General features: G+C 65.2%; 27 protein-coding genes and 1 riboswitch. Of the genes, 16 read left to right on the forward strand and 11 right to left on the reverse strand.

Annotated features, from left to right (window positions below; genetic code table 11):
- The first annotated feature begins 284 nt into the window (after positions 1-284).
- Together ACLQ7E_RS12085 and ACLQ7E_RS12090 are read left to right on the forward strand one after the other, a co-directional pair.
- Positions 285-908, forward strand: a complete 624-nt coding sequence (locus ACLQ7E_RS12085) for a dihydrofolate reductase family protein (protein ID WP_411732824.1) — start codon at positions 285-287, stop codon at positions 906-908.
- Positions 909-1,150: 242 nt separating this feature from the next.
- Positions 1,151-1,263, forward strand: a riboswitch (SAM riboswitch).
- 67 nt (positions 1,264-1,330) lie between these two features.
- Positions 1,331-1,840, forward strand: a complete 510-nt coding sequence (locus ACLQ7E_RS12090; RefSeq protein ID WP_411732825.1) for a flavin reductase family protein — start codon at positions 1,331-1,333, stop codon at positions 1,838-1,840.
- 93 nt (positions 1,841-1,933) lie between these two features.
- Here the strand turns inward: ACLQ7E_RS12090 and ACLQ7E_RS12095 are convergent, their stop codons facing one another.
- Positions 1,934-2,359, reverse strand: coding sequence for a DUF1801 domain-containing protein (locus ACLQ7E_RS12095; protein ID WP_411732826.1), 426 nt, complete (start codon positions 2,357-2,359; stop codon positions 1,934-1,936).
- Between the two features lie 515 nt (positions 2,360-2,874).
- Between ACLQ7E_RS12095 and dnaB the strand changes: the two genes are divergently transcribed.
- Both dnaB and ACLQ7E_RS12105 read left to right on the forward strand, forming a co-directional pair.
- Positions 2,875-4,248: a replicative DNA helicase gene (gene dnaB / locus ACLQ7E_RS12100; protein ID WP_411732827.1), complete on the forward strand. Its 1,374-nt coding sequence runs from the start codon at positions 2,875-2,877 to the stop codon at positions 4,246-4,248.
- 188 nt (positions 4,249-4,436) lie between these two features.
- Complete coding sequence (locus tag ACLQ7E_RS12105; protein WP_411732828.1) at positions 4,437-5,198, forward strand: ZIP family metal transporter; 762 nt, start codon at positions 4,437-4,439, stop codon at positions 5,196-5,198.
- Here ACLQ7E_RS12105 and ACLQ7E_RS12110 read toward each other — a convergent pair.
- Positions 5,195-5,632, reverse strand: coding sequence for an SRPBCC family protein (locus ACLQ7E_RS12110; RefSeq protein WP_411732829.1), 438 nt, complete (start codon positions 5,630-5,632; stop codon positions 5,195-5,197). The genes ACLQ7E_RS12105 and ACLQ7E_RS12110 overlap by 4 nt on opposite strands.
- A 123-nt stretch (positions 5,633-5,755) precedes the next feature.
- On the opposite strand from ACLQ7E_RS12110, the gene ACLQ7E_RS12115 reads away from it, so the two are divergent.
- Both ACLQ7E_RS12115 and ACLQ7E_RS12120 read left to right on the forward strand, forming a co-directional pair.
- Entirely contained in the window at positions 5,756-7,156 is a 1,401-nt protein-coding gene (locus tag ACLQ7E_RS12115) for an MFS transporter (RefSeq protein WP_411732830.1), read from the forward strand.
- Entirely contained in the window at positions 7,153-7,344 is a 192-nt protein-coding gene (locus ACLQ7E_RS12120; protein ID WP_411732831.1) for a DNA-binding protein, read from the forward strand. The genes ACLQ7E_RS12115 and ACLQ7E_RS12120 overlap by 4 nt, the downstream gene beginning before the upstream one ends.
- A gap of 15 nt (positions 7,345-7,359) precedes the next feature.
- Here ACLQ7E_RS12120 and ACLQ7E_RS12125 read toward each other — a convergent pair whose 3' ends face one another.
- The 5 genes from ACLQ7E_RS12125 to ACLQ7E_RS12145 all read right to left on the reverse strand — a co-directional run bounded on the left by ACLQ7E_RS12125 (position 7,360) and on the right by ACLQ7E_RS12145 (position 10,655).
- A complete protein-coding gene (locus ACLQ7E_RS12125) occupies positions 7,360-7,692 on the reverse strand; it encodes a GNAT family N-acetyltransferase (RefSeq protein WP_411732832.1) in 333 nt (110 codons plus the stop codon).
- Positions 7,693-7,715: 23 nt separating this feature from the next.
- On the reverse strand, positions 7,716-8,099 hold the full coding sequence (locus tag ACLQ7E_RS12130; RefSeq protein WP_411732833.1) for a ribonuclease E inhibitor RraB: 384 nt from the start codon (positions 8,097-8,099) through the stop codon (positions 7,716-7,718).
- 73 nt (positions 8,100-8,172) lie between these two features.
- On the reverse strand, positions 8,173-9,180 hold the full coding sequence (locus tag ACLQ7E_RS12135; RefSeq protein WP_411732834.1) for a pirin family protein: 1,008 nt from the start codon (positions 9,178-9,180) through the stop codon (positions 8,173-8,175).
- A gap of 81 nt (positions 9,181-9,261) precedes the next feature.
- Positions 9,262-9,549, reverse strand: a complete 288-nt coding sequence (locus tag ACLQ7E_RS12140) for a MoaD/ThiS family protein (RefSeq protein ID WP_411732835.1) — start codon at positions 9,547-9,549, stop codon at positions 9,262-9,264.
- Positions 9,546-10,655 (reverse strand): WD40/YVTN/BNR-like repeat-containing protein, encoded by a 1,110-nt coding sequence (locus ACLQ7E_RS12145; RefSeq protein WP_411732836.1) that lies wholly within the window; start codon positions 10,653-10,655, stop codon positions 9,546-9,548. Before ACLQ7E_RS12145 ends, ACLQ7E_RS12140 begins: the two co-directional genes overlap by 4 nt.
- 161 nt (positions 10,656-10,816) lie before the next feature.
- Between ACLQ7E_RS12145 and ACLQ7E_RS12150 the strand changes: the two genes are divergently transcribed.
- Entirely contained in the window at positions 10,817-11,542 is a 726-nt protein-coding gene (locus tag ACLQ7E_RS12150) for a DUF998 domain-containing protein (RefSeq protein WP_411732837.1), read from the forward strand.
- Here the strand turns inward: ACLQ7E_RS12150 and ACLQ7E_RS12155 are convergent.
- Entirely contained in the window at positions 11,539-11,874 is a 336-nt protein-coding gene (locus ACLQ7E_RS12155) for a YnfA family protein (protein WP_411732838.1), read from the reverse strand. The two genes, ACLQ7E_RS12150 and ACLQ7E_RS12155, sit on opposite strands and share 4 nt — an antisense overlap.
- 30 nt (positions 11,875-11,904) lie before the next feature.
- Here ACLQ7E_RS12155 and ACLQ7E_RS12160 point away from each other — a divergent pair, with 30 nt between their 5' ends.
- The gene (locus ACLQ7E_RS12160; protein WP_411732839.1) at positions 11,905-12,417 is read left to right on the forward strand and encodes an SRPBCC family protein; all 513 of its coding nucleotides are present in this window, start codon (positions 11,905-11,907) and stop codon (positions 12,415-12,417) included.
- 15 nt (positions 12,418-12,432) lie between these two features.
- Here ACLQ7E_RS12160 and ACLQ7E_RS12165 read toward each other — a convergent pair whose 3' ends face one another.
- Positions 12,433-13,158, reverse strand: a complete 726-nt coding sequence (locus tag ACLQ7E_RS12165; RefSeq protein WP_411732850.1) for an SDR family oxidoreductase — start codon at positions 13,156-13,158, stop codon at positions 12,433-12,435.
- Between the two features lie 312 nt (positions 13,159-13,470).
- Complete coding sequence (locus ACLQ7E_RS12170) at positions 13,471-13,662, reverse strand: hypothetical protein (RefSeq protein ID WP_411732840.1); 192 nt, start codon at positions 13,660-13,662, stop codon at positions 13,471-13,473.
- Between the two features lie 324 nt (positions 13,663-13,986).
- On the opposite strand from ACLQ7E_RS12170, the gene uraD reads away from it, so the two are divergent.
- The 4 genes from uraD (at position 13,987) to ACLQ7E_RS12190 (ending at position 17,524) form a co-directional block, all read left to right on the forward strand.
- Complete coding sequence (uraD, locus tag ACLQ7E_RS12175; RefSeq protein WP_411732841.1) at positions 13,987-14,493, forward strand: 2-oxo-4-hydroxy-4-carboxy-5-ureidoimidazoline decarboxylase; 507 nt, start codon at positions 13,987-13,989, stop codon at positions 14,491-14,493.
- 62 nt (positions 14,494-14,555) lie between these two features.
- Entirely contained in the window at positions 14,556-14,912 is a 357-nt protein-coding gene (gene uraH, locus ACLQ7E_RS12180) for a hydroxyisourate hydrolase (protein ID WP_411732842.1), read from the forward strand.
- Between the two features lie 5 nt (positions 14,913-14,917).
- Positions 14,918-15,844, forward strand: a complete 927-nt coding sequence (pucL, locus tag ACLQ7E_RS12185) for a factor-independent urate hydroxylase (RefSeq protein WP_411732843.1) — start codon at positions 14,918-14,920, stop codon at positions 15,842-15,844.
- Positions 15,845-15,919: 75 nt separating this feature from the next.
- Positions 15,920-17,524 (forward strand): solute carrier family 23 protein, encoded by a 1,605-nt coding sequence (locus ACLQ7E_RS12190; RefSeq protein WP_411732844.1) that lies wholly within the window; start codon positions 15,920-15,922, stop codon positions 17,522-17,524.
- Between the two features lie 102 nt (positions 17,525-17,626).
- Here ACLQ7E_RS12190 and ACLQ7E_RS12195 read toward each other — a convergent pair whose 3' ends face one another.
- Positions 17,627-18,391, reverse strand: a complete 765-nt coding sequence (locus ACLQ7E_RS12195) for an IclR family transcriptional regulator (RefSeq protein ID WP_411732845.1) — start codon at positions 18,389-18,391, stop codon at positions 17,627-17,629.
- Positions 18,392-18,610: 219 nt separating this feature from the next.
- Here ACLQ7E_RS12195 and ACLQ7E_RS12200 point away from each other — a divergent pair, with 219 nt between their 5' ends.
- Genes ACLQ7E_RS12200 through ACLQ7E_RS12215 form a run of 4 tightly spaced genes read left to right on the forward strand, consistent with a single transcriptional unit; the run spans position 18,611 to position 23,754 of the window.
- Positions 18,611-19,999 (forward strand): NAD-dependent malic enzyme, encoded by a 1,389-nt coding sequence (locus ACLQ7E_RS12200; protein WP_411732846.1) that lies wholly within the window; start codon positions 18,611-18,613, stop codon positions 19,997-19,999.
- Positions 20,000-20,022: 23 nt separating this feature from the next.
- Positions 20,023-21,651, forward strand: coding sequence for a malate synthase A (aceB, locus tag ACLQ7E_RS12205; protein ID WP_411732847.1), 1,629 nt, complete (start codon positions 20,023-20,025; stop codon positions 21,649-21,651).
- Positions 21,648-22,925 (forward strand): DUF6986 family protein, encoded by a 1,278-nt coding sequence (locus ACLQ7E_RS12210; protein ID WP_411732848.1) that lies wholly within the window; start codon positions 21,648-21,650, stop codon positions 22,923-22,925. The genes aceB and ACLQ7E_RS12210 overlap by 4 nt, the downstream gene beginning before the upstream one ends.
- Entirely contained in the window at positions 22,918-23,754 is an 837-nt protein-coding gene (locus ACLQ7E_RS12215) for a bifunctional allantoicase/(S)-ureidoglycine aminohydrolase (protein ID WP_411732849.1), read from the forward strand. The genes ACLQ7E_RS12210 and ACLQ7E_RS12215 overlap by 8 nt, the downstream gene beginning before the upstream one ends.
- The last annotated feature ends 158 nt before the right edge of the window (positions 23,755-23,912 follow it).

The following is a 23,912-nucleotide window of genomic DNA, read 5'->3' on the forward strand; positions in this document are numbered from 1 at the left end:
TGCCCCAAAATAATTATTTCTTGCCGCACCCGCGGCCCTCGTTCCCGCCCCCCCACGGGGCCCCCCCCCTGGGGGGGGCTCCACAGTGGGTTAAGGCCTTGGTGCGGTGATGCGTTGGATGTCGCGGTCGAGTTCCCGATGGATGGGGGGACCGGCAACATGCCGGGGGCTGGCGCCAGGCGTTCCCTTCGAGTAGCTTTGCCGAGTGGAGCAGTGCCCTTCCTCGATCACCGGCAACGTCGCATCCCGGGCATGGGCAGCCAAACGACCAAGAAGGCATGATCATGAAGCTGACACTGACGGAATTCGTGAGTCTCGACGGGGTGTCGCAAGGCCCCGGGTCTCCCGAGGAAGACACGACCGATGGATTCACCCAGGGTGGATGGCTTGTCCCGCACATGGACGAGGCCTTCGTTGACCAGGCCGCGCAATGGCTTGGGGAAGCCGACGGGCTGCTGCTTGGCCGCCGCACCTATGAGGCCTTCGCCAGGGATTGGCCGCAAATCACCGACCCGGACGACCCCTTCACGGGGCTCATGAATTCCCTGCCCAAGTACGTCGCCTCGCAGACGCTGGGCGAGGGAACCTGGAACCCGACCACGGTCCTCTCCGGCGACGTTGCCGCCCAGGTCGCGGAGCTCAAGGCGCGTCCCGGCAGGGAGCTGCAGATCCACGGGAGTGCCAGGCTTGCCGGATCATTGCTTGCCGATGGGCTGATTGACGAACTCAGGCTCGTGGTGGCACCCGTGGTCCTTGGACACGGGCGGCGCCTCTTCCCTGACGGCGGCGCACCGGCAGGGCTGCGGCTTTCCAGCAGCAAGACCACCCCGGGCGGGCTTGCCATCCTGATCTACCAATGCACCGGCGACGCTGCCTATGCGACCTATACGGGCGTCTCGGACATCTAGTCCAGGAATGTTGCAAGGTCACAATTGAGACCTGGTCGGCGACCGGCTTTCCGTGAAGCGCAAGCGTCTCCTTCGGTCAGCGCGAGGAAGTCCCGGCGTTCAAGTGTCGATTGGCGCTCTTCGGTACCCATCGGCAGAATCATGGCATATGGTCGCACAATCTTCGATTTTTACGCTTCGTGACTTCGTATGTCGAAACAAACTTTGACGAGACGTAAATATTTCTTCTAACGTTAGTCATGAATCAAGAGTGTCAACGTAAGGCCCTGGCCCGTTGACCGGCAACCCTCTCACGGTGGCGGGGTGCTCCAGGTGATGATTCGGCCTACCGGAACCCCGGAGGCAAGTACCGCACACCTCACTGGTTGGCGCGTGAATGACACGCACCGCGAAGGTGGGCCGAAGCCGAAGGATTGAGCACTATGACACTCACCTCTGACCTCACCCCCAACACCCTGCGCAACGTCTTTGCCCAGCACCCCTCGGGCATTGCCGCACTCTGCGCCATCGTTGACGGGCAGCCGCAAGGGATTGTGGCCTCGTCCTTTACGGTTGGCGTCTCCATGGATCCGCCGCTGGTGATGTTCGCGGTCCAGAACACCTCGAACACCTGGCCGCTGGTGCGCACCAGCGGACGCATTGGCGTTTCGGTGCTCAGCGAGAAGAACGAGGGCGTGTGCCGACAGATCGCCTCGAAGTCCGGGGACCGTTTTGCCGGGCTTCGCCTTGATTCGACCGACGAGGGCGCGCTCTTCCTGCATGACGCCACCCTGTGGCTCGACTGCTCCATTGAGCAGGAGATCCCCGCTGGCGACCACCAGGTGGTGCTGCTGCGCGTCCACGGCCACCAGACGCACGACAACGCCAACTCGCCGCTCGTGTTCCACGGCTCGGCATTCCGTCGCCTGGACGCCGAACAGCTGGTCTCCTAAGGCACCTGAACCTCAAGGGCTCCGCGCCCGTGGCACCGAATCCCTGATTCGATGGCACGGGCACGGAGCCCTTTGTTTTTTGCCGAGGGTTTCCTACGACGGTTCGTGCACCACGTCCATCATGTATCGGTAGCCGTCGCGGGCAAGCTGGGTGAGGATCTCCAGATCCACGTCCGCGAGCTTGTTCACGTACAAGCAGGACGCCCCGCGCTTGTGCTTGCCCAGCTTCGCCAGCAGTGGCCCGGCGGTCGGGGCTATGGTCAGCCCGTAAAGGGCAAGGTTCGTCGACCGCGGCGAGAAGCCAATGGCGCCGGCATCCCCTTCGCGGCCCGATTCGTACCTGTAGTGGTAGGTTCCGAAGCCGACGATCGTGGGACCCCACATGGTTGGTGGCTGGCCGCTTACCTCTTCCATCATCTCCAGGAGGACCTCGGCGTCCGTGCGCCGGATCGGATGGGGCACGGCGGCGATGAACTCGCGAGGATCAACGGCCGTTGGTGCGGTCTTGTTGGCGCTCATGCGGCCCAGTATGTCAGTGGTTGGTGATCTCCATCAATGCCCGCAATCCCCAGATCCGTGGCAACTTCCGGCGTGTCTGTGGATAGCTTGTGGGTAACTGTGAAACGGCGACTGATTTAGCCCCGGAATCACGGGGTTTTTGTGTGTATAACTGGTATTTACGCCCCTGGTGGATGTGGATAAATAGTTTGTATCCACAGGCATGTATCTAGATAGATCCTAGTCAGATCCGTATTGTGGGCAAAATTTTGGTGTAATCCACAATGTTCTCCCCAGACTGTGCACACAACACGCCGCGAGGTTCACAGGTTATCCACATGGCCTGTGGATAACCGTGTTGGGTTTGGGGGGAAACAGGTCTATGGTGACAGTGTTCCCCACCTATTTCCACAGGTTCGCGGTGCCCTTGAGCACGTGTGATTTTGAACCTAACGAATCGTCTGTGCTCCTTGAGACACTGAATAGGTAATGAAGCGGAAAACTTGGGAACCCGCGAAGCTTGAAGGGAAAAGCCCGTGTCGCTAGCCAGCACCGAAACCAGCTCTGATTCACGTGGATCGGACTATGGACGCACTCCACCGCAAGATCTCGTAGCCGAGCAAAGCGTCCTGGGCGGCATGATGCTCTCCAAGGACGCCATCGCGGACTGCGTGGAGGTGCTGCGCGGGCTGGACTTCTACCGTCCGGCGCACGAGGCGATCTACGAAGCCATCATCGACCTCTACGGCCGTGGCGAGCCCGCCGACGCCGTCACCGTCTCCGACCTGTTGACCAAGCGCGGCGAAATCACCCGCATCGGCGGCCCTGCCTACCTGCACACGCTCATCCAGTCGGTGCCTACCGCCGCCAACGCCGGTTTCTACGCCGAGATCGTGCGCGAACGCGCAGTGCTGCGCCGGCTGGTTGATGCGGGCACCAAGATCGTCCAGCTCGGATACTCACAGGACGGCGAAGTCGACGCCATCGTCAACGAGGCCCAGGCCGAGGTCTACAAGGTCGCCGAGCGCCGCACTGCCGAAGACTACGTGCCGCTGCGCGACATCATCGAGGGCACCGTCGATGAAATCGAATCCGCCGGCAGTCGCGGCGAGGGCGTGATCGGTGTTCCCACCGGATTCTTCGAACTCGACGAACTGACGCAGGGCCTGCACGGCGGCCAGATGATCGTCATCGCGGCCCGCCCGGCCGTTGGCAAGTCAACATTCGCATTGGATTTTGCCAGGTCAGCGTCCATTAAGAACAGCATGACTGCCGTTTTCTTCTCCCTGGAAATGGGCCGGAACGAAATTGCCATGCGCCTGCTCTCGGCGGAGGCCAGCATCGCGCTGCAGGACTTGCGAAAGGGCACCATCCAGGACGAACAGTGGTCGAAGATCGCCACCACCATGGGCCGGCTCAATGACGCGCCCCTGTTCATTGATGATTCGCCGAACATGTCGCTCATGGAAATTCGCGCCAAGTGCCGTCGACTCAAGCAGAAGCATGACCTCAAGCTCGTGGTGCTCGACTACCTGCAGCTGATGAGCTCGGGCAAAAAAGTCGAATCGCGTCAGCAGGAAGTTTCGGAGTTCTCCCGTGCGCTGAAGCTTCTGGCCAAGGAGCTCGACGTTCCGGTCATCGCGCTCTCCCAGCTGAACCGTGGTTCGGAACAGCGTACCGACAAGAAGCCGATGATTTCGGACCTTCGCGAGTCCGGATCGATCGAGCAGGATGCCGACATGGTCATTCTTTTGCACCGTGAAGATATTTACGACAAGGAATCGGCCCGTGCCGGCGAGGCCGACGTGATCGTGGCCAAGCACCGTAACGGCCCGACCAAGACCATCACCGTCGCCTTCCAAGGCCACTACTCGCGCTTCAGCAACATGGCTCAGGACGGCCACGGCTAGTTTCTCGGAACATCCGGCGACCGGGCGGTTGCGTTCCCCCTTTCGGGGCCACGCAACCGCCCATAGTCGTTTGGCGGCCGCGAAATGGTCCGCTGGATGCGCGGGCAAGGGTGCCGATTCCTTGTCCGCGATGCCGCGTATTCCATGAAATCGCTGCGTGAATAGTTATTATGCGATAGCGTGACGCCATGATGATGTCCTTGCAAGCACTCATGTGGGGCACCATCGCCGGGTCGGCGTTGCTGCTCGGCGCCGCCGCGGCCTGGTGGTTGGACATTCCGCGAAAAATTGTCTCGAGCATCATGGCATTTGGCGCCGGAGTGCTGATTTCCGCCCTCGCCTTCGAGCTGGTTGCCGAGGCTGAGGAAGTCGGCGGGCTGTGGGCCACAGTGGTCGGCTTCCTGGCCGGAGCCGTCAGCTATGTCGGGGCCAACTCCCTGCTGGTGCGCCTCGGTGCGGAACATCGGCGTCGCAGCAAGGCCGCCTTGCGGCCCGGGAGCCGCGATGGCGGAGCTTCAAACGGGGGAACTGCCATCGCAGTCGGTGCCCTGCTGGATGGCATCCCCGAATCCATCGTGCTGGGCGTTGGGCTGCTCACCGGTGCAGCCGTCAACCCAACCATGCTGGCGGCAATCTTCATATCCAACGTGCCCGAGGGACTTGCCAGCACCGCAGACATGAAGCGCGCGGGCAAGGGACCCAAGGAGGTCTTTGCCATTTGGGGGAGTATTGCGGTGCTTTCCGGCCTTGCCGCAATGGTCGGCTACCTCGCCCTCGACAACGCCCCGGGAGAGATCATTGCGGTGGTCACCGCAATCGCGGCGGGCGGCATTCTTGCGATGCTCGCCGACACCATGATCCCCGAGGCCTTCGAGGAGCAGCACATGCTCACGGGACTCATCGCCGCGCTGGGTTTCCTTGCGGCACTGATCCTGCACCACAGCGTCTAGATGCGGGCTTCGGCAAAATCCTTGAAGGCCGTCATCGTTTTGAGGTTTTGCTTCTTGACCACGGGGCCAAAGAGCAATGCCACGATCCGCATGAAACCGGTGAAATCAAAGACGTTGTGGGCCACCCAGCGCGTGGCGGTCCCATCGAGATCGTGGAATTCGTTCCGGAAGACGTTGTGCATGCCCTTGGCGTCGTAGGTGCCGTCGAATGCCTCGGGCAGGTCGCGCCGCGTCACGGTCTCGATCATTTCCATGGTTCCCTTGCCCTGCTTGTACACCAGCCGCGACGTCGACCCGGGCTGGCCAGGGGTGCCGGTGAGCCCCTCGAACGAGATGAGCCCTGGCTGCCACGCCTTGAGGTTCTCGGGATCATCGAAGAGCTCGATGAAGCGCGAACGAGGCACCTTGACGGTGAGCTGCTGGGTGAATTCCATGCCCGAAGCATATCCATGAAACTCAGCGGTTGCGTGCCTGGGCGGGCGAGGTTCACGGCCCGAATGCGAGGGGCCGAGCCCGGCCATGTAGTACCGCTGGCCGCGGGACTTTAGGCTCAAGGTATGTCCAGCCAGCCGAACGCCTCCATCAACGGGTCCCCGGGTCTTTTGGCACCGGAATTCCGCTGGGTCACCCTGGGCATGTTCACCCTGGTCTTCCTCGTGGCGTTTGAGTCGCTGGCCGTCACCACTGTGATGCCGCTGGTCAGCGCCGAACTGGACGGATCCGGCCTGTACGCGCTGGCGTTCGCCGCACCCATGGCCAGCGGGGTGATCGGCATGGTGGCTGCCGGAAGTTACTCCGACCGCCACGGGCCGGTCCTCCCGCTGTACGTCTCCTGCGGGATCTTTGTGCTCGGGCTGCTGGTATGTGGGTTGTCCCCGAACATGGAAATGCTGGTTGCCGGGCGCCTGGTCCAAGGCCTCGGCGGCGGGGCGATCACTGTGGCCCTGTATGTGGTGGTGGCGCGGGCGTATGTTCCGCGCCTGCACCCGCAGATCTTTGCCGCCTTTGCCGCGGCCTGGGTCGTCCCCTCGCTCATCGGGCCATTCGCCGCGGGCCTCGTGGCGCAGACCATTGGCTGGCGCTGGGTCTTTCTCGGCGTCGTGGGACTGGTGGTCCTGGCCATGGCCGCGGTGGTGCCCTCGGTGCGGGGTCTCGGTGGCGGGGAGAACCCGGAGGCCGCCTTCGGCTGGAGGTCCCTGGGCTGGGCGACCCTGGCCGCAGCCGCGGTGCTGGGGTTGAATCTGGCGGCCCGGGTGCCGGTGCTGGGCCCGGCGCTGATGGCACTGGCCGTGGTGATGATGGTTTTGGCCGTGCGGCCGTTGCTGCCGCGCGGATCGTTGCTGGCCGCCCGCGGGCTGCCGGCCACGATCCTGGTGCGCGGATTGACCGCCGCGGCCTTTTTCGGCACCGAGGTCTATCTGCCCTACCTGCTGATTCAGCGCTTTGGCCTGGGCGCCGCGATCGCCGGGCTGGCCCTGACCGGAGGGGCGATCTGCTGGTCCCTGGGCTCGGCGATCCAGGGACGGATGGGCGAGCGGCTGTCCAACGAACTGGCCATGCTCATCGGATCCGCGCTCGGAGTCGGCGCCATCGTCCTGGTGCTGGCCACCGCGGCCTTCCACCTGCCGGCCCTCGTCGCGATCCTCGCCTGGGCCATGGGCGGAGGCGGGATGGGACTGGTCTATCCGCGGCAGAACGTGCACCTGATCAAGCTTTCGACCACAGCGAACCAGGGCTTCAACTCCTCGGCCCTGGCCGTGTCGGATTCCCTGGGCTCGGCGCTGGCGCTGGCGGTCGGAGGGCTGGTCTTCGGTGCGTTCAGCGGCAACGATTCGTTCACGGCGGTTTTCGTTTTCACCGCTGCCATCGGCGCGTTGCTGCTGCTCATCACCCCGAGGGTGCGTTCCAAGGTGCCGTCCCACGCGGAGCGGGAGGACGTTGCTACGCTGGAGCCATGACCAGCCATCCGTTGCCCAAGATCTCGGCACCCGCCGCCCGCGCGCTGGAAGGGGCGGGGATCGCGACGCTCGAGCAGGCCGCCGAGTACAGCGAAGCGGGGTTGCTGGCGCTGCACGGGTTCGGGCCCAGCGGCATCGTGATCCTGCGTGCGGCGCTCACCGAGCTGGGACTCGAGCTGGCGGATTGATCCGCCAGCCGCCCCTTATACCTTCGGCACGATCCGCAGGTGCTCCGCGGTGGGCTGCACCAGGTCGGCGTCGTACTCATGGTGCTTGGTTACATAGACCTTGATGTACGGGCACACCGGAACGATCTTGTGGCCCTGGGCCACCGTGTCGGACAGCGCGGCGGCGGCGAGCTTTCCTGCGAGTCCCTGCCCGGCATAGGCCTCGTCGACCACCGTGTGAAAGAAGACCCGTTCGATGCCGCTGCCGGTGTCCAGCTCGCGGTAGTGGGTTGCCCCTATGCGGGTGCTCCCGTCCATCAGGGCGTAGCGCCGGCGTTCGGGCATGTGCTCGACACGGATTTCGCTCATTGGTTGTTCCTGTCCCTCGGCTGTCATTGGTTTCCAAAAAGCCGGCCGAAGAACCCCCTGGGCTCGCTGTCGGCGGCGTCGATGAACATGGCACCGAACCCGTCGTAGGTCCCGCCGTGCTTTTCGGTGATGGCGTGCACGTTGCGCAGCGCGTGCTCCGCGCTTTCCACGTCGAGGGCCTGCTCCCGGTAGACGCGCAGCAGGAAACGGGAATTGGCGTCCTGGCCCTCGGTCCGATCGACCTGCCAGCCGGCCCGTTCAAAGTGGGTGGCGGCCTCGGTCACCTCGCGCAGCGAGCGGAAGGAGACGAAGTGCTCCATCTCGCGCCTGGCATCCAGCTGGTCGCCCAGCGCCGCGCGTTCGGCCAGGGAGCGGCGCAACTTGCCGAGCTCTTCTTGCAGCGTCACGATCCCCACCGGAACCTTCCTTGTTCTTGGGGCCGATGCCTATGCACCGGCAGATTGCGTGTTGGCGGAGTGGTCAGTCGCGGGGCCGCAGCCGCACCGAGGGCAGCACCGGTGCAGGCAGGGCGGCGGGCTGGCCTGCGGGGAAGTCCCCGAAGCGCTTGGTTGATCCGTCGCCGGGTTCGGCGCCGATCTCCGCCTGCCACTGTCGGCGGTATTCGACGACTTCCTCGTGGGTGCGGCCCACGAAGTTCCACCACATCAGGATCTGCTCGTTCAGCGGTTCCCCGCCAATGAGCAGCGCGCGCGCAGGCCTCGCGCCCGCGCGCAGGGTGATCTCCTGGGTCCCGGGCGGCAGGTAGGCCAGGTGGTTCACGGGCAGCTCGTCGGCCCCGACGGAGAGGGAGCCCGAATCCAGCAGCACCCCGTGCTCGTGGTGTGCCTTCACCGCAAGCCGGATGCTGGTGCCGGGCTCCAAGCGGATCTCTGCCCCCAGCAATTCGGTGTGCGTGGCAACCGGGGACTCGGAGTACTGGTCCGCGCCGTGGTGGTTCAGGACGGTTGCATCGCCCAGGAACACGCTGAGGGACCACCCGTCCCCGGTGAGGGGTTCGGGGCGGTAGTGGGCGAAGGTCGGCGGCATGTGCCGGGCGGAATCGGGCAGCGCGACCCACAGCTGGGCTCCGTGCAGCACCGTGGTCCCGGGGGTGGAGAATTCGGAGTGGCTGATCCCGCGGCCGGCGGTCATCAGGTTCACCTCGCCGGGGCGCACCATGGCGTGGTAACCGGCAGAATCGCGATGCTCGATTTCCCCGGTGAACAGCCAGGACACGGTCTGCAACCCGGTGTGCGGGTGGCGCGGGACCTTCATCCCTCCGGATTCGCCGACCGGGTCGGGCCCGTAGTGGTCAAGGAAGCACCAGGCGCCAATGAGGCTGCGCTGTTTTTGCGGCAGCGTGCGGCGCACATCCATGGCGCGGGGCCCGCCGAGCGGGACATTGCGCGGCAGAAGCAGCTCGATCCCGGCGTGGGTCGGCACCGAACCGCAAACTAGCTCGTCAGGGGCAGCCTCGAGGTTACTCATGTCCTCAGCGTAGTGCCGGCACCGCTTTTCGGCACCCCTGCGGCGCGCCCCGCCCCGCGGCGTTCGGCGGGTGAAGCGCCGCTATCCGCCGGCCACCGATTGCATGATCAGCACGCTCTGCCCCTCCCGCACCGCGGATCCCAGTCCCTGAAGGGTGCGGATGTTGTCCGGCCCGATGAAGACGTTCACGAAGCGGCGCACCTGCCCGCGCTCGTCGCGCACCCGCCGGGCAAAAAGTGGGTACTGCTCGCCGAGCGCATCCAGGATCCCGCCCACCGTGCCGTCTGCGGGCAGCGGGACCTGCAGGCTGCGTTGGCCGCCCAGCGCGGAAGACAACACCGAGGGCACCTCGACGGTAATGTCCGTCATTGCCCCGCACCGTTGGCTTGGACTGCCCGGACGCTGAGCACATCGGGCAGGCGCCGGGCCACCGTGACAAAGTGCGCGCCCTCGTCGTTGCTGGCGAAGACCTCCCCGCCGCGGGTGCCGAAGTAGACGCCCACGGTTTCGGGGTGCTCGTCCACCGCCGCCGCGTCGCGCAACACCGCGTTCCAGTCCGCATCCGGCAACCCGGAATGTTGCTCGCTCCAGGTGTCCCCGGCATCCGTGGAGCGGTAGACCGAGAGCCGTCCGCCCACCGGGTTGCGCTCCTCGGCGCCCTTGAGCGGGATGGTCCACACGGTGCCGCCCGTGCGGGGGTGTGACAGGAACACGAATCCGAAGTCGGCCGGCAGTCCGTCGGCGATGCTGTTCCATTGGTCCCCGGCGTCGTCGGTGCGGTAGACCCCGCCGTGGTTTTGCGCATAGAGCCGGTCCGGGTCCTCGGCATCGGCGGTGATGTGGTGGACGCACTGGCCGAACTCGGGGAACGGCTCAGGGTCGAAGTCGACGTGGATGCCCTTGTTCCGCGGCTCCCAGGAGGTGCCGCCGTCGGTGCTGCGGTACACCCCGCCGGTGCTCATGGCCGCGTGGATGATGTTCTCGTGCGTGGCGTTGGGCACGATGCTGTGCACCGCGGCCCCGCCGAAGCCCGCCCCCCATTCGCTGCGGTGGGGGTGGTCCCAGAGCCCGCGGTTCAGTTCGAAGTTCTCCCCGGAGTCGGTGGACTTGAAGACCGAGATCGGTTCACACCCGGCCCACACGACACCGGGACGTTCATCGGTGTCGGGGCGCAGGTGCCAGATCCGCGCCAGTGCGGTGTCGGTGTCCGCCGGGAACTTGATGGCACCCTGCTCGGGTTCGGACCACGTTGTGCCCGAGTCGTCGCTGTAGACGACGGTGGGTCCCCAGTGCCAGTCGTTGACCCCGGCCAGGATGCGTGTCCTGCCCTCCCGGGTGTCGATGGCCACGGAGGGGACCTCGAGGTTGGCGAAGTGGGGTCCGGCCAGCGTCCAGGTTTCGCGGTCAGTGCTTTCGGCGAGCCAGAGGCCCTTCTTGGTTCCGATGGCCAGGATGGTGCGTGCGTCGTTGTCCATGACATGTAGTCCAACACCGCAGCGCCCCGGATTCAAGGGTTCACGGTGACTCACAAAAAACCTCAGTTTCCGGGGCCCTATTTTCGCAGGTCTCGCGTTGTTTGCTCGTCGGCGTGGGCGCCGTGCGGCGGAAGGGGGCGCCGGTATGGAAAGCTGGATCAATGATGCCGCAGAACCCGGACAATGCCCGACGGCGGCTTGCCACCGCAGCCATGGCCGGCGTCGCGCTCTACGTCCTGGTCGACGTGGTGCTCCAGTTCCTGCCCCCGCACTACAGCGTGGTCAGTGACGCCGAAAGCAACCTGGCGGTGGGTCCGTTCGGGTGGATCATGAATCTGAATTTCCTCGGCCGGGCCGTCACCACCCTGTGTGCCATCGTTGCCATCAACCGGGTCGACCAAGTCTCCGGCTTCCGCCGGACCGGGGTGCTCTTGATGGCCGCCGGGGGCCTGTGTTCGGCGGTCCTGGCCTTTTTCCCGACCGACGTTGATGCCGGGTCCGGCCTGCATGCGGCGACGACGGAGGGCACCGTGCATCTTTACGTGGCCGGCGGGGGATTCCTGGCCGCGCTGGCCGGCATTCTCGTGCTGACCCGCTGGATGCGCTCCGCCCCGGAGCTGGCAAATGCCTACCCTGCGGCGTTCATTCTTGCGGCAGTGACTGCCGTCGGGCTCGCATCGCTGGGTCTGACCGCCGCCGTTGGGCCGGATCTGCTGGGGCTCGCCGAGCGGGTCTGTCTCGCCGGAGTGCTCGGCTGGGTGCTGGTGGTGTGCAGGGCCATCAGGCGGTTGCCCCTGAGGACCTGGCCGGCAGCCACGGTTCTTCCCGGAGGGGATCCTCTGTCTGAGGGGACGGCCGATCCCGGCCGGGGGATCCTCGGTTCCTAGGCCCCGCGCGGGCCGTACATGATCAGTCCGACGCCGGCCAGGGCAACGATGGCTCCGGCGATGTCCCAGCGGTCCGGTCGGAACCCGTCCAGGAACACCGCCCACAGCAGGGAACCGGCGATGAAGACGCCTCCGTATGCTGCCAGGATGCGGCCGAAGTTGGCATCGGGCTGGAGCGTGGCCACGATGCCATACAGCCCCAGGGCCACTGCCCCGGCGCCGACCCAGAGCCAGCCGCGGTGCTCGCGGATGCCCTGCCAGATGAGCCAGGCACCGCCGATTTCCAGCAGGGCGGCCACACCGAAGAGCAAGATTGATTTCATCACGGTCATGACACCAATCCTTTCATCAACGTGTGGCGCGTGTTTGCCCCCACAGAAGTCGGGGATTATTCGGTTCGCGGCTCGAACCGGGGTAATCTCGTGCGCATGGATATGGGCGAACTGGTAATTGAACGCGAATTTTCGGCACCCCGAAGTGCGGTGTGGGCTGCATTTACCGAACCGGAAATCCTGGCCGAATGGTTTGGCCCGGAGGGCTGGGGCGTGCACGTGGATACTGTCACCATCGAACCGCGAGTCGGTGGCGTACAGAAGTTCGTGATGCACCTGCTCGAGGACCCCACCCAAACCTCGCCGGTGCATGCGACATTCACCGAGATCCGGGAACACGAACTGCTGGTCGGCGAAGACGGACCGCATGAAATGACGTTGAACCTGGTCATCAGAATGCGCGTGGAGTTTTCCGATTGCCCGGCGGGCACCGCGCTGAGGATCACCCAGGGTCCGCTTCCGGCCGAGGTCCTGGAGCCGGCGCGTGCCGGCTGGGAGTCCTCGTTCACCAAGCTGGAACGCTTGTTCGCCGCGCACCTTTAGGGGGCAGCGCCTCTCCTAGCCGCGGCCGACAAACGGCATTCCGGCTGCGGTGATGGTGACGTGGTTTATGGACACCTCGGCCGGGGCGGCGGCAATGAACTCAATGGTGGCCGCGGCCTGGTCCATGTCGAAGGTGGGCTCGACCTTCCGGCTTCCGTCGGCCTGCAGCGCGCCCGAGGCTGCGCCGACTTCCTTCATCATCTCCGAGGCGGCGTTTCCGATGTCGACCTGCGAACATGCAATGCCGTAGGGTCGGCCGTCCAGTTCGATGGACTTGGTCAGGCCCGTGATCGCATGCTTGGTCACCGCGTAGGCAACGGAAGCTGGCCGCGGCACCTGCGCGCTGATCGAACCGTTGTTGATGATGCGACCGCCGCCGGATTCCTGCATGTGCCTGAACGCGGCGCCAGCGCAGTACATGGCCCCGCTGAGGTTGACGGCGCAGACCTCCTGCCATTGCTGCGCCGTGAGCTCGCCGATGGTTGCCGCGGGGCCAAAGACCCCGGCGTTGTTGAAGAGTACGTCGATTTTGCCAAAGCGATCGATCCCGACAGCGAAAAGCCGCTCCACCGCTGATGGATCGGTGATGTCTGTCGGCGCCACGAGGGCATGGGGGTGCTTGTCGGCACTGTGCTCCAGCTGTGCCTCGCGCCGGCCGGCAAGGACCACGTTCCATCCCGCCTTGAGCATCCGTTGGGTGACCGCACGCCCGATCCCTGAACCGGCCCCGGTGACCAGCATGGTTCGCGGCGCGGGCGCGGCCTGATTGTGGACAGGATTCAAGTGGAATCATCCTTTGGAAGAGTGGCTGACATTGATCGGCGGTGCCTGCTGACGAGGAGCTCGCGCGGTATTCGACTCCCAGCCTACTGATGCCATTGGCGTATCAAGGGGACCTGGACCTTGTGGTGGCGGCGGTTGCCCGGCGGTGACACGTGAGCGGTGGGATCCCCTGGCCGTGCTTGGAATCCCACCGCTGTGGTCGTTTTTCGGCGTGGAGTGCCGTTTGCGGCAGGGGATCCCGGGGGACCCCTCGGCTTGGATGTTCAGTGGCTAGCTGCGTGCGGTGCGAAAGCGCGACCAGAGCCCGACGCGTGGCTTGGGGCTCCGCGGGCCGCAGCTCATGTCCGGGTCCAATCCGCCGATTGGGTGGAACATTCCGGTGCTCAGTGCCGTCGAGGTTTCCGGAAGTGCGCGCGCTAGTTTCTCGCTGGATGCTTCAGCGATGGGCTGGGTGATGTTCATGCGGTCCTCCTCGAAACGGCAAAGATTCCAAGATATGGAATCTAAATATTGGTTAGTGAAATTAAGTATGTACGCGGAGTGCGGGAAAGGCAAGGGTTCAACGTAACTTGCTTCATGCCCGACCCCGGGGAGTGGGCGGCAGGCTGCGGGAAAAGATTCACCGAACCCCTTGACGGGAAGGGTGTGATCCGAGTTACATGGTGTGAAAGCAGAGTTCCACCATCCAGAAACATCGAGTCGAAGCCGGTTCCAAGCCGGTGGTAAGGGTGTTCAGCCCTGGATGGTGCAGGAAAACCACGCAGGATTGAAAGAGCTGATCACCCCATGGAGATTTCCCGTTTCAACGCCCTCGGCTCGACTAACGCAGCCGCAGTGCTTCGGCCATGTGCCGATATTGATCGCTGGATTGAGGCGATTCTCGGCGCCCGCCCCTTTGGTTCCCTCGAAGAACTCCTGGCCTGGGCCCAAAACGCCGCCGACCCGTTCACCGAAGCGGAGATCGACGCGGCGCTTGCCCACCATCCCCGCATCGGGGAACGCGCCACCGGTTCATCCGCGGAAGCATCGCTCAGCCGCGGCGAACAATCAACGCTGAATCTCGACGAGAGGATTGCCGCCGAGATTCTCGCCGCCAACCGTGCCTACGAAGATCGGTTCGCCCGCGTATTCCTCATACGCGCCGCCGGCCGAAGCAGCGAAGAAATTCTCGCCGAACTGCGCCGCCGATTGGACAACGACCCCGACGTCGAACGGGCGGAAGCCGGCGAACAGTTGCGTGCCATCGCCCTCCTGCGCCTCGCCGCGGTCTTCAGCCGCGTGCCCTCGAGCTAGACCGCGTCCACCGGAATCTACAGCTTTTTCCTACACCCTCAACGAATCCAAAGGAGTCCTCGATGAGCGCCACCAAGGCTGCGAGAAGCCACATCACCACCCATGTACTCGACACCGGGACCGGGAGGCCTGCCTCCGGTGTCAAGGCCACGCTGGAAGCCAAGACGGCATCCGGATGGCAAGAAATCGGATCAGGAGTCACCGATGCCGACGGACGCATCGAGTCGCTCGGTCCGACACAGGTTGAAGCCGGTCACCACCGAATCGCCTTCGGCACCGGTGACTACTTCGGAAAGACGGGTACGGAAACCTTCTTTCCCGCGGTGAGCATCGATTTCGTCGTCAACGACACCGCCGCTCACTACCACGTACCTCTTCTTCTCAGCCCGTTTGCATATTCCACGTACCGAGGGAGCTAGACATCATGAACACCTTTGCAGCCGAAAAGAAGACCGGCACCAAGATCGTGCTCGGCGCCAACCAATACGGCAAGGCCGAGGTCCGGCTGGTGAAAATCACCCGGGACACCGACCGCCACGAGATCGAGGACCTGAACGTGACCTCGCAGCTGCACGGCGACTTCTTCGCCGCGCACGTCGTCGGCGACAACCGGCACGTTGTCCCCACCGATACGCAGAAAAACACCGTCTACGGCTTGGCCCGGGACGGCGTTGGCTCGCCGGAGGCGTTCCTGCTGCGGCTCGGCACGCACTTCACCACCGAATTCGACTGGGTCACCGGCGGACGCTGGGCCGCCGAGCAGTATTTCTGGGACCGCATCCAGGACCACGACCACGCATTCTCCCGGAACAAGTCCGAGGTGCGTACCGCGGTTCTGGAAATCAAGGACGGCGAGGCCTCGGTGCTCGCCGGGATCAAGGACCTGACCGTGCTCAAGTCCACCGCCAGCGAGTTCCGCAACTTCCCCGTTGACCGCTACACCACGTTGCAGGAAACCGGCGACCGGATCCTGGCCACCGACGTCAGCAGCCGCTGGCGCTACAACTCGGCCGCGATTGCCAATGGGGACCTGGACTTCAACGCCGTCTACGTCTCGGTGCGGGAACTGCTACTGGAGGGCTTCGCCGCCAAGCATTCCTTCGCCTTGCAGCAGACGATGTTCGACATGGGCGAGGCGGTCCTGGAGGCGCATCCGGAAATCGAGGAAATCAGGTTCTCGCTGCCCAACAAGCACCACTTCTTGGTTGACCTGTCCCCGTTCGGCCAGGACAACCCGAACGAGGTCTTCTTCGCTGCGGATCGCCCGTACGGCCTGATCGAGGCCGCTATCACCCGCGAAGGCGCCTCCGCAGCCCATCCGATCTGGGAAAACACGCCCGGATTCTGCTAGCCGGTGAGGTCTTGGGGGTGCGCGCGGTGCAACGCGGGCACCCCCGATGCGTCGCAACCCATCAAGGAGTCAGACATGAAGGCTGCGCAAGTCAAAAGTACTACACACCGTCCGGAGGACGAACGGCTGCCCCTGGGCAAGACGATCGCCTACGGGCTCCAGCACGTACTGACCATGTACGGCGGAATCATCGCACCGCCACTGATCATCGGCGGTGCCGCCGGGCTGTCCCCGGAACAGATCGGCGTCTTGGTTGCCAGTTGCCTCTTTGTCGGTGGCCTGGCCACGATCCTGCAAACCGTCGGCGTCCCGTTCTTCGGTGCCCAGCTCCCCCTGGTCCAGGGCACCTCCTTCGCCTCGGTGTCCACCATGGTGGCGATCGTCAACGGCGACGGCGGAATCCAGTCGGTCTTCGGCGCGGTGCTCGCGGCCTCCGTGGTCGGATTCCTGGTGGCCCCGTTCTTCGCGAAGATCGTGCGCTTCTTCCCGCCGGTGGTGACCGGCGTGGTCATCACGATGATCGGGCTTTCACTCATCCCGGTGGCGGCCAACTGGGCCATGGGCGGAAACGCCAAGGCCGACGACTATGGCTCGCTGGCAAACATCGGCCTGGCCGGAATGACCATGGTCATCGTGTTGCTCCTCTCCAAAGTCGGCAAGGCAGCGATCTCGCGCCTGTCCATCCTGCTGGCCATGGTCATCGGCACCGTCATCGCCGTGTTCCTCGGCAGGGCGGATTTCTCGGCCGTGGGCCACGGCGCCATCTTCGCCTTCCCGCAACCCTTCGCCTTCGGGTGGCCGGTGTTCGAGCTCGGTGCCATCGTCTCGATGACGATCGTTGTCATCGTGATCCTCACCGAAACCACCGCCGACATCCTCGCGGTGGGGGAGATCGCCAAGACCCGCGTCGATTCGCGGCGCATCGCCGACGGCCTGCGCGCCGACATGGCCTCCAGCATCCTGGCTCCGGTCTTCAACACCTTCACCCAGAGCGCGTTCGCGCAAAACGTCGGGCTGGTGGCCATCACCGGGGTGAAATCCCGCTTCGTTGTCACCGCCGGCGGCGGGATCCTGGTGGTCCTTGGCCTGCTGCCGATCCTCGGCCGCGTGGTCGCCGCGATCCCCACCCCGGTCCTGGGCGGGGCCGGCATCGTGCTGTTCGGCACCGTTGCGGCCTCGGGCATCCGCACCCTGGCGAGCGTGAAATACGAGAACAACCTGAACATGATCATCGTCGCCGCCTCCATCGCCTTCGGTGCGCTGCCGATCGTCAAGACCGATTTCTACGACGCGTTCCCGACCTGGTTCGCGACCATCTTCCACTCGGGCATCAGCTCGGCCGCGGTCATGGCCGTGGCGCTGAACCTGTTGTTCAACGAGCTGAAGATCGGCACCCCAAGGCGGCACGGTTCGGCCTATGCCGCGGCACCGCCTCGCATGGTCATCGCGGAGCAGGTCCCGCGCATCGTGAAGGCGGAGGAGGTCCGCGGCCTGCTGGAGGGGGACCTGTTCAAGTCCGGCAAGCTCATCGACGCGGACGGCGAGGAGATCCCCGTTGTCGACGATGACGAATTCAAGGGCATCGTTGAGGAGTATCGCAAGAAATGCGAGGAGGCCGGCGTCCGGTGCCCGGACGAGTCCGAGTTCGTGCGATCCGGGCCACCCGCACCACACCACTGATCCGCGGGACAGGTCATCTTAGGCAGCAAGGCGGTCCGGCCGGAGGCGGGGAACCAGGTTTCCCGCCTCGGACCGTCCCGCCTTGCGGTGCTTTTGCAGCTGTCAGCCGGTCGTGACTGCCAGGGCCGCGGAAAGCTGGGCCGTGGCCGCACGAAGGTGCGGTATGGCCCGGGAGGTGAACTCGTCAGTCACGCGGGTGACGGGCCCGGAGACGGAGATGGCCATCGGCGTCGGCGCACCCGGGACCGACATGCCCAGGCAGCGCACGCCCAGTTCCTGCTCTTCCTCGTCGATGGCGTAGCCGCGGGTGCGGACCACCTCGAGCTCGTCGAAGAGCTGGTGCATGGTTGTGATGGTCTTGGGCGTGTGGGCGGGCATGCCGGCCTGGTTGACCAGCCGCTGGACCCGGTCGTTATCCAGCACCGCCAGGATGGCCTTGCCCACGCTCGTGCCGTGCAGCGAGGAGCGGCGTCCGACCTCGGTGATCATGCGCATCGCGTGCGGGGACTGAGCCTGGGATATGTAGGTGACCATGTCGCCGTCGAGCACCGCGATGCTGGCCGATTCGCCCAGTTCGTTCACCAGGTTTTGCAGGATGGGTGTGGACAGGGCCCCCAGCTGGCGGTTGGCGACCTCGCCCAGGCGAATCAGCCGCGGGCCCAAGGCGTAGCGGCGGTTGCTCAGCTGGCGAACGTATCCAATGCCAACCAGGGTGCGCAGCAACCTGTGGATGGTGGGAAGGGGGAGCGGGGTGTCCACGGCAAGTTCACTCAGGGCCGCTTCTCCGCCGGCCCGGCCAATGAGTTCAAGGAGCTCGAAGGCGCGCTCGACTGATTGGACGCCCGATGTCGTCTTTGCTTCGGCCATGGAGGTGCTCCTGGGTCTGCTGGTGCGCGGGTGGGAATCGTCCCGATGATCCCGCAAGTGGTCGTGTCCTTGGGCCCAACAATACCGGAGCTCCAGAGAATTATTCCACGATCCGAAACTTTGGCTCATAATTCCCGTGACCCAGTGCACATAAGCGCTTGTAATTTCACTCCGTAGATAATAGTATCCACTATACGGAAACTTTTTCAGGAGGACGATATGGCTGTACCAAGCCCGGGATATTCCCTGACGTTGCGTGTCCAAACGCCCGTCTCGATCACTGCAACCAGCGAACTGGCCGCGGCCGTGGGTCGCGCCGGAGGGTCGATTACGGCCCTTGACGTGGCCGAATCCGGCCATGAGCACATGGTCGTCGACGTCAGCTGCAACACCACCGACGCCGACCATGGCCAAGTTGTCCGGGACGCCCTGGATGCACTGGACGGCGTGAGCGTCCGCAATGTCTCGGACCGCACCTTCCTCATGCACCTGGGCGGCAAGCTCGAAGTCGTCCCCAAGGTCGCCCTGCGCAACCGCGATGACCTCTCCCGCGCCTACACCCCCGGTGTGGCACGTGTGTGCCTGGCCATTGCCGAGAACCCCGAGGACGCGCGCAACCTCACCATCAAGCGCAACACCATTGCCGTGGTCACCGACGGCTCTGCCGTGCTCGGCCTGGGCAACATCGGCCCTGCCGCGGCTCTTCCGGTCATGGAGGGCAAGGCGGCGCTCTTCAAGCAGTTTGCCAACGTCGATGCCTGGCCGGTTTGCCTGGACACCCAGGACACCGAAGAGATCATCATGATCGTCAAGGCCCTCGCCCCGGTCTACGGTGGCGTGAACCTCGAGGACATCGCCGCACCGCGCTGCTTCGAGATCGAGGCCCGCCTGCGCGAGGAACTCGACATCCCGGTCTTCCACGACGACCAGCACGGCACCGCCATTGTCACCCTGGCCGCATTGAGCAATGCGTTGCTGGTGGTCGGCAAGCAGATCGACAAGGTCCGCATCGTCGTCTCCGGCGTCGGCGCCGCCGGCAATGCCATCATCCAGCTCCTGGCCGCCCGTGGCGCCAAGAACATCATCGCCGCGGGCCGCAACGGAGCCATCAGCCGCACCGATGTTTCCGCCGACCCGCACCGTCAGTGGCTGGCCGACAACACCAACCCGGAGCAGTTCACCGGAACGCTCAAGGAAGCCATGGTCGGCGCGGATGTCTTCATCGGCGTCTCCGCCCCGAACATCCTTGACGAGGCGGACATCGAGTCCATGAACGAGAACGCCATTGTCTTTGCCATGGCCAACCCGGACCCGGAGGTCGACCCGATCGCCGCCGGCCGCCACGCCGCCGTGGTCGCCACGGGACGTTCCGACTTCCCGAACCAGATCAACAACGTGTTGGCCTTCCCGGGCTTCTTCCGCGGGCTGCTCGATGCACGCGTTTCAGACATCACCGACGAAATGTTGTTGGCTGCAGCCGATGCCATTTCAGCCCGCGTGAGCCAAGATGAACTCAACCCCGGCTTCATCATTCCCTCCGTCTTCGACCCGCACGTGGCCGCAGACGTTGCCGAGGCCGTTACCACCGCCGCCGCGAAGAACAAGTAGCAAGAGAGATCTGGTCCACCACCATGAGCATCACCCTGACGCACATCCCGGCCGTTGCCAAGGCCGATGAGATTCTGTCCGCCGAGGCCCTTGCCTTCGTGTCGAAGCTGCACGAGAAGTTCGCCGCAACCCGCAACGAGCTACTTGACGCACGCACCGCGGCGCGGGCCGAGGTAGCCAAGACCGGCACCATGGACTTTGATCCGGCCACCGCCGAGATCCGGGCCGGTGACTGGAAGGTCGCCCCGGCACCGGCTGCCTTGCAGGACCGCCGCGTGGAAATCACCGGCCCTGCCAGCCCGGCCAAGATGGCCATCAACGCGCTGAACTCCGGTGCCAAGGTCTGGCTTGCCGACCTCGAAGACGCCTCCACCCCGACCTGGCACAACGTCATCGACGCGCTGGCCAACCTCACCGACGCCGCTGCCGGCACCCTGTCCTTCGCGGACGCGAACAACGGCAAGTCCTACACGCTGCGCACCGACTCGCCTCTGGCCACCATCGTGGTCCGCCCGCGCGGCTGGCACCTGCCCGAGGCCAACGTGCTCATCAACGGCGCACCTGCCATTGGCGCTCTGGTCGACTTCGGCCTGCACTTTTTCCACAACGCCAAGGCGTTGGCAGAGTCGGGCCAGGGCCCGTTCTACTACCTGCCCAAGATGGAGTCATGCCTCGAGTCCCGCCTGTGGAGCGAGGTGTTCGCCTTCGCCGAGGCCGAACTGGGCATCGAACATGGCATGGTGCGCGCGACCATGCTCATCGAGACCATTCCCGCGGCCTTCCAGATGGACGAGATGCTCTACGAGCTGCGCGACTACGCCTCGGGCCTGAACGCCGGACGCTGGGACTACCTCTTCTCCATCATCAAGTACTTCCGCGAGGCCGGGGAGAAGTTCATCATGCCGGACCGCGCCGACGTGGCCATGACGGCACCGATGATGCGCGCCTACACCGAGCTGCTGGTGCAGACCTGCCACAAGCGCGGGGCCTTCGCGATGGGCGGCATGGCTGCCGTCATCCCGAACCGCCGCGAACCCGAGGTCACCGCCGCCGCGTTCGAGAAGGTCCGGGCCGACAAGACCCGCGAGGCCAACGACGGCTTCGACGGTTCCTGGGTCGCGCACCCGGACCTGGTCCCGATCTGCGTGGAGGTCTTCGACTCCGTGCTGGGCGCCAAGCCAAACCAGCTGGACCGCAAGCGCCCCGAGGTGTCGGTCAGCGCCGAGGCGCTGCTCGACGTCGCCTCGGCGCCGGGCTCCGTCACCGAGGCCGGGGTCAACACCAACCTCTACGTGGCGGTCGCCTATACCGCCGTCTGGCTCTCGGGCAACGGTGCCGTGGCCATCCACAACCTCATGGAGGACGCGGCAACCGCGGAGATCTCCCGTTCGCAGATCTGGCAGCAGATCCGCAATAAGGTCATCGCCGCCGACACGGGCAACACCATCACCGCCGAACTCGTCGCCGATGCCTTGGCCATCCAGGTCGAGAAACTTCGCACCGAGGTCAACGACGAAAAGGCCTTCGCCGCCTACTACGCCCCCGCAGCCGAACTCATTGGCCGCCTGGTCTCCGGGCGCGACGAGGACTTCGAGGACTTCCTCACCCTGCCGGCCTACCGGCTGCTGAGCACCGAACTGGTGTCCAAATGAGCGAACGTCACGCCCTTGACGCAGCGGCCCTGGCCGAGGTTGAAACCCGCCTGGCGGCCACTGACGCACTGCTGGAAAAGAACTACCCGGGGGATGACGGGAGGCGCCAGCCGATCCACACCGCCTATGTCCCGGCCGACCGCTTCACCCCCCAGCTGCCCGCCGCCTGGGGCGCCGCTGCGCTTGAAAAGGCCGGCGGGGTCTCCGGCCTGGCCGCCCTGGCGGGCAAGCTGGGGCTGGAACAGCCGGAGGAACTCGCCGCACTGGTCGCCGCGAAGCTGAAGCACGAGCCCATCGAGGACCTGCGCCTGGACTTCGAGGACGGATACGGCAACCGCGGGGACGAGGCCGAGGATGCCGCCGCCATTGCTGCTGCCGAACAGGTCGCCAAGGCCGTGGCGGCCGGCGTAGCCCCGCCGTTTATCGGCATCCGCTTCAAGTGCCTCGAGGCGCCGACCCGGGCCCGCGGGCTGCGCACGCTGGACCTGTTCGTCTCGACGCTGGCCCGTGCCGGCGAGCTGCCCGAGGGCCTGGTGCTGACCCTCCCGAAGGTCACCACCGTTGACCAGGTCAAGGCCATGGTCTTCGTCTGCGAGCAGCTGGAGGCAGCGCATTCGCTGCCCGCCGGCCGCCTGCGCTTTGAGGTCCAGATGGAAACCCCGCAGCTGATCCTGTCCCATGAGGGCACCGTGCCCTCGGCCGCGCTGCTGCATGCAGGCAAGGGCCGGGTTTCCTCGCTGCACTACGGCACCTACGACTACTCGGCCTCCCTGGGCATCGCGGCGGCCTACCAGTCAATGGAGCACCCTGCAGCGGACTACGCCAAGAACGTCATGCAGGTGGCCATCGCCGGCACCGGCGTGCACATGTCCGACGGCTCGACCAACATTCTGCCCCTGGGCGACCCGGAACAGGTCCAGGCCGCCTGGGCGTTGCATGCCCGACTGGTGCGCCGCCATCTGGAACGCGGAATCTACCAGGGCTGGGACCTGCACGAAAACCAGCTGACCACCCGCTACCTAGCGACCTACGCGTTCTACCGCGAGGGCTTTGCCGCCGCCGCGGCACGCCTGCGCAACTACGTGCACCGGATCGAATCGGCCATCATGGACGAACCGGCAACCGCCAAGGCGCTGGCCAACTTCATCCGCCGCGGCCTGGTCTGCGGCGCACTCACTGCCGAGGAGATCACCTCGGCGGCCGAAATTTCCCTATCCACCCTTGAATCAATCGCCCTGGCGCGAGCAACACAGACGGAGGAATCGAATGTCTAAGATCCAGACTCGTGCGGATGCAAGCTACTACAAGAACTACGGCGGACACCCGCCGCAGACCGACCTGCTGACCGACCGCGCCATCGTCACCGAGGCGTACACCGTCATCCCGCGCGGCGTGCTGCGCGACATTGTCACCTCGGTCTTCCCGGAGTGGACCGGCACCCGCGCCTGGGTGCTGAACCGCCCGGTCGCCGGCGGCTCGACCACCTTCGCCCAGTCGATCGTGGAGGTCGCCCCGGGCGGCGGCTCCCAGCACCCGGAGCCGCAGGCCGAGGTCCAGTCCTTCCTGTTCGTGGTCTCCGGGCATTTGAGCGTGACCATCAACGGCACCGCCCACACCCTGGAAGAAGGCGGCTTCGCCTACGTCCCGGCCGGTGCCGAGTGGTCGGCGCTGAACAACGGCGTCGAGGTTGCCACCTTCCACTGGATCCGCAAGCGCTACGAGCCGCTGGCAGGCGTCGCGGCCCCGGGGCCGGTCGTCGGCAACGAGCGCGACATCGAGCCCGGCGCCATGCCCGAGACCGAGGGCAAATGGCGCACCACGCGCATGCTGGATCCCCAGGACGTGGCGTTCGACTTCGGCGTGAACATCGTGACCTTCGAGCCCGGCGCCTCGATCCCGTTCGCCGAGACCCACGTGATGGAGCACGGCCTGTACGTCTTGGAGGGCAAGGCCGTCTACCGGCTGAACGCCGACTGGGTCGAGGTCGAGGCAGGGGACTACATGTCGCTGCGCGCGTTCTGCCCGCAGGCTTGCTACGCCGGCGGACCGTCGAACTTCCGCTACCTGCTCTACAAGGACCAGAACCGCCAGATCGCCTTGTAGGCCCCGCAACCGAGACCGGGTGCGCGCGAATCCAATCTTCCTGGATTCACGCGCACCCGGTTTTTGTGTGCCGGTGGAGGTCTTGCCTACCAGGTCGGCAGCACCGGCAGGGGGCCGTTGGCCTCGACGTGCCGTTCCTGCCCGCGGGCCAGCCATTC

Source organism: Paeniglutamicibacter sp., from assembly GCF_046714615.1.
Lineage (GTDB): Bacteria > Actinomycetota > Actinomycetes > Actinomycetales > Micrococcaceae > Paeniglutamicibacter.